Below are 4,666 nucleotides of genomic sequence, written 5' to 3' on the forward strand. Positions count from 1 at the left end.
AGTAAGCGATTCGCACAAAATCACAGATTTTGGCTCTCTGCTTAAATACGAACTTTAGACTGATTAAAAGTTTTCAACGTGCTGAAGTTTGGCAGCATATCCTGGAGCATAAATTAAATTTCGGGCGTGGTTATCTATATACGAATCTCATATTGCATTTAACTCAATTTATAACCCCTTGGTGTTATAAATTGTCCATCTTTCATATAGCTATTGCTATTACCTATTATTACAATAGACATCATATCTACACAACTATCATCAAAACTATCCATAGTGAATAGTTTTATATGTTCACCTTCTCTTAATGCATTTTTAACTACGGCTATAGGAGTGTTGCCTTTCCTATATTTTTTTATTATATTTAAGCATTCCATTAAGTATAAAGGTCTACCATTACTTTTAGGATTATATAAAGATATAATAAAGTCTCCTTGTGCTGCTAGTTCCACTCTCTTTTTAATTGATTCATAAGGCGTCATCAAGTCACTTAAGCTTATATTACAGTTATCATGCATAAGTGGAGCTCCTACCCTTGATGCTGCCGCAGATGAAGCCGTAACCCCTGGAATTACTTCTACTTCTTCATCTGTTTTCATTTCTAAAATAAGACCAGCCATACCATATATTCCTGAATCTCCAGTACTTATTATGGAGACTATTTTATCTTTTGAAAGCTCTAGTGCTTGTTTACACCTTTCTACTTCCCCACGCATACCTGTAGACACTACAACCTTATCTTTAATTATAGGTTTTACAAGTTCTATGTATTTAGTATATCCAACTATAATTTCACTTTCTTCTAATACTTTTAACGCTTTTACTGTCATATGATCTAAACCACCTGGACCAATTCCTACAACATAGAGTTTTCCCAAAATAACACATCCTTTTCTTATAATTCACCTATACATATAGTCATTCCATTTATTTTAATTTTTTCTGTTATTAATTTTCCACCTAGTAGTTCTACACAAGGTTCACATACAGCTCTAACTCCTATAGTTTTTTCAACAAAATCACTGCCCTTAAACTTTTGCTGTATAGCTTTTATTTCTCCAATGGAAAATATTCCAAGTTCACAACCTAAATGGTTTCTAAGCTCTAGTATTCCTTGTTCGTAGCGTTTCACCTCTACAGTTCCTATAGCTTTTACAGCTCTTTCATCTATATTTAACTTTTCCAATAAATTACACACATTTAATCTCATTTCTTCTGCATTATAATTTTTTCTACAACCTATACCTAAAACTATATCTCTTCTTATAAGTTTTAAGTTGAATTTTCTATTACTAATGTCATCTATGAGGTTATGTGTAATATAAACTAGTCCTTCAGCTTCTAAGAAATTCTTTGTATATCCCTTAGGTAAATTTATTTGATTTTTTAAGTCTACAAAGCCTACTTTTTTCTTATCTACTAGTAAAGCTGCTATATGTTTTGCATCTTTTAAGTTATCTATTATAAGCTTATTTTGTTTTGCCAGCATATCTGGTGCAACTACTCCTAAGTTATCTGTAGCCGTAGTTATTACTGGTGTACTATTTAGGATTTCAGCAACTTCCATTGTTAACTCATTAGCTCCACCTAGGTGACCACTTAGGAGACTTATAACAAATCTACCACTACTATCAATAACAATTATAGCTGGGTCTTTATCCTTACCTATAATATATTCAGATATGGCTCTTACAGCTATACCAGTAGAACTTATAAATATTATAGCTTTATATTCCTTCATAAGCTTTTTTGTAGTTTCTTTTAAATTAAAATTTTCTATGTACTCCTTAGAATATAAATCTATCTCTAGTTTTGTGCTAATACGCTGTGCGATTTCATCGCCTGATTTTGTAACACTAACTATTGCTACTTTCATCGTTTCCCTTTCTAAACATATGAGAGAATTTCTTATCATATAAAAGACTCTTTTCGTAGTTTGAATCTATAAAATCTCCTACAAGGATTTGAGCTTGTTTTGTTATATTTGCTTCTCTAACCTTTTCTGCAATATCATCTAAGGTTCCTATAACACATTTTTCATCTTCCCAGCTTGCTCTCTGTATAACAGCTACAGGTACATTTCTACCATAGCCTTTTCTTAATCTTTCTACTACCTTATCTATCATTCCTACAGATAAAAATAAAGCCATAGAAGCACCTATACTTGCTAATCTTTCTAGATTTTCTTTTTCTGGTACAGGAGTTCTTCCTTCCATTCTTGTAAGTATAACTGTTTGACTTACACTCGGAAGTGTAAACTCACCTCTTATAGCTGCTGCCGCCGCTGTAAATGAGCTTACTCCTGGTATAACCTTACACGGTATATTAAGCTTTTCAAGCTCATCTATCTGCTCTTTTATAGCACCATATATAGATGGGTCTCCTGTATGAAGTCTTACTATTTTCTTCTTTTCCTTATAGGATTTTTCCATAACCTGAATAACTTCCTCCAGAGTCATAGATGCAGAATTATGTATTTCTACCCCATCTTTGCAGTATTCTAACTGTTCACTACTAACCAAAGAACCTGCATATATAACCACATCTGCCTCAGACAATATTCTTCTTCCCTTAACTGTTATCAAATCAGGATCCCCCGGACCCGCTCCTATAAAATGCACTAAATTTTCCATACTAATCTCTCCTTAACTTCTTTGAGCAATTATAAGTGACATATAGTCTCTGTTCTTTAATATTTCTTCTCTATCTCTAATTACCTGTTGTCCCTCTCTATAAGCTCTCTTCACATACACATATTTAAAGCCTTTTTTCTCAAGGACATCTAATACTTTTTCTTCTAACTTATATACCTTCATAATTACAACAAATTTCTCATCTCTGATTTCTTCAATATGAGTTGCTGGCATAATTAAAACTCTTTCATCACCAATTACAATGGTTTCTCCAGCTATGCTAGCACCAGCACAGAAAGATGTAATTCCCGGTACTGTCTCCGTATTATATCCTTGTTCTTTTATATGTCTTAAAAGATATATATAAGTACTATAAATAAACGGATCTCCTATGGTCAAAAACGCTACATCTTTTCCCGCCTGTAACTTTTCCTCTATAGTTTTAAAGGCTTCATATATCTTTCCTTCTTGCTCATCTCCACCCATTGGAAAATGTTTTATAACAACTTCTTGGTTACTACTTATAAAATTTTTAGCAGTTTCTAATGCTATACTGCTGCCACCTTCTCTAGCTGCAGGTGCCACTATTACGTCACAGCTTTTAATAACATTTACAGCCTTTAGGGTTAATAATTCTTCGTCTCCTGGACCAACACCTATTCCATATAATGTTCCCAGTTTTACTGTGTTATGCTCCATATTATTCTCTCCTCCTATATTAAACTTTTCTTGCAGTTATAATGAATATACTATTAATTGAAGTCATCATATAGCTTTTACCTCTAGTCTTATTTACAGAAACCTGTATGCACTCAACTTCATACTTTAATTCTTTTAAAATATTCATAGCTTTATACAGATTGTCCAGAGTAATGAAGTTTAAAACCATATTACAGTTATTTCTTAACTTTAGTCCATAATGCTTTATAATATCTTCAATGTTTCCTCCGCTACCACCTATGAATATAGCATGAAATTGTCCCTGTATTTCACTTTCAACAGCTAATGCTTCTCCCTCAATTATAGTTAAATTACGTGTATTAAATTTTTCCTGATTTTTTTTTATAATCTTTAAAGCTTCTTCATCCTTTTCTATGGCTATAACTTCACCTTTGGAGCATATTTTCGCTACTTGTATACTTACTGATCCAGTACCTGCACCTACATCTAGAACTCTATAATTTTCTTTAAGCTCCATCTTTGCAGTACTTAAAATTCTTATTTCTTCCTTTGTCATAGGGCAATCCCCTCTGATAAATTCTTCATCTTTTATGTAAATCATAAAATTATTCTCCTCTGTCTATTACAACTACACACAATTCACTAAAACTCATATGCTTTATTTTTTCAATATTTCCTATAGTTATTTTCTCATCCTCATAAGAAAGATTTTCTCCTACATAAATATTAGCGTTAATATTATTTTCCTCTAATATTCGGCTTAGATATGAGGGAGAATGTTTGCTATCAGTAAGCCATATTGATAGCTTATTTCCTTTAACCATATTGCAAAAGCTCTCTTCTCTGCCATGAACACTTCCTAAAAAGCTTCCTTGCCAACTTAAGCCTATTTTAGCCATTAAGTATTGAAAAGAACTGAGACCAGGTATTACCTGAATATTTCCCGAGAAATTTTTTCTCACATAATCTGTTATTCCATAAAAAAGAGGATCTCCTGAAGCTGCTATAGAAACTGTTTTATCTGAATTCATATTAATGAACTGTAATATTTCACTGAGTTTTTTAACTATAATTTTTTTCGTACTTATAAAATCTATACTTTCAATAGCCCTTTGGAATCCAATTACTATATCCGAAGCTTCTAGTGTTTTAATTGCCTTAGGAAGGATATATTCACTGCTGCCAGGACCTATTCCAACTATATAAACTATCTTACTCATAGTAATACCTCTATTCTTTATGATATAGGGTTCCAGACTTGAAACTTAACTTATGCGTAGGAATATGTTGACAAAACTGAAGCACATTTAAAAACTTTTTTATCAGTCTTAGTGAAGTGTTTTTAGAAAATC

At 32.3% G+C, this 4,666-nt stretch carries 6 protein-coding genes; all 6 read right to left on the reverse strand.

Going from position 1 to position 4,666, the window contains the following annotated elements; all coding sequences use genetic code 11:
* Positions 1-158: 158 nt before the first annotated feature.
* The 6 genes from cobJ to cbiE are packed head-to-tail and all read right to left on the reverse strand — an operon-like array spanning position 159 to position 4,534.
* Complete coding sequence (cobJ, locus tag HGI79_RS22005; protein ID WP_185652812.1) at positions 159-878, reverse strand: precorrin-3B C(17)-methyltransferase; 720 nt, start codon at positions 876-878, stop codon at positions 159-161.
* Between the two features lie 17 nt (positions 879-895).
* On the reverse strand, positions 896-1,876 hold the full coding sequence (gene cbiG, locus HGI79_RS22010; protein ID WP_185652813.1) for a cobalt-precorrin 5A hydrolase: 981 nt from the start codon (positions 1,874-1,876) through the stop codon (positions 896-898).
* Positions 1,857-2,633, reverse strand: a complete 777-nt coding sequence (gene cobM / locus HGI79_RS22015) for a precorrin-4 C(11)-methyltransferase (protein ID WP_185652814.1) — start codon at positions 2,631-2,633, stop codon at positions 1,857-1,859. Before cobM ends, cbiG begins: the two co-directional genes overlap by 20 nt.
* 12 nt (positions 2,634-2,645) lie before the next feature.
* A complete protein-coding gene (locus HGI79_RS22020) occupies positions 2,646-3,332 on the reverse strand; it encodes a cobalt-factor II C(20)-methyltransferase (protein ID WP_185652815.1) in 687 nt (228 codons plus the stop codon).
* A gap of 19 nt (positions 3,333-3,351) precedes the next feature.
* Positions 3,352-3,915: a precorrin-6Y C5,15-methyltransferase (decarboxylating) subunit CbiT gene (cbiT, locus tag HGI79_RS22025; protein WP_185652816.1), complete on the reverse strand. Its 564-nt coding sequence runs from the start codon at positions 3,913-3,915 to the stop codon at positions 3,352-3,354.
* A gap of 4 nt (positions 3,916-3,919) precedes the next feature.
* On the reverse strand, positions 3,920-4,534 hold the full coding sequence (gene cbiE / locus HGI79_RS22030) for a precorrin-6y C5,15-methyltransferase (decarboxylating) subunit CbiE (RefSeq protein ID WP_185652817.1): 615 nt from the start codon (positions 4,532-4,534) through the stop codon (positions 3,920-3,922).
* Between the last annotated feature and the right edge of the window lie 132 nt (positions 4,535-4,666).

The sequence above is a fragment of the Clostridium sp. DJ247 genome, from assembly GCF_014231265.1.

What these genes read in the sequence shown, in the direction of transcription:
- HGI79_RS22020 (WP_185652815.1), bottom strand. Translation starts at nt 3,332, where the DNA reads ATGGAGCATAACACAGTAAAACTGGGAACATTATATGGAATAGGTGTT.
- cobM (WP_185652814.1), bottom strand. Translation starts at nt 2,633, where the DNA reads ATGGAAAATTTAGTGCATTTTATAGGAGCGGGTCCGGGGGATCCTGAT.
- cbiT (WP_185652816.1), bottom strand. Translation starts at nt 3,915, where the DNA reads ATGATTTACATAAAAGATGAAGAATTTATCAGAGGGGATTGCCCTATG.
- cbiE (WP_185652817.1), bottom strand. Translation starts at nt 4,534, where the DNA reads ATGAGTAAGATAGTTTATATAGTTGGAATAGGTCCTGGCAGCAGTGAA.
- cbiG (WP_185652813.1), bottom strand. Translation starts at nt 1,876, where the DNA reads ATGAAAGTAGCAATAGTTAGTGTTACAAAATCAGGCGATGAAATCGCA.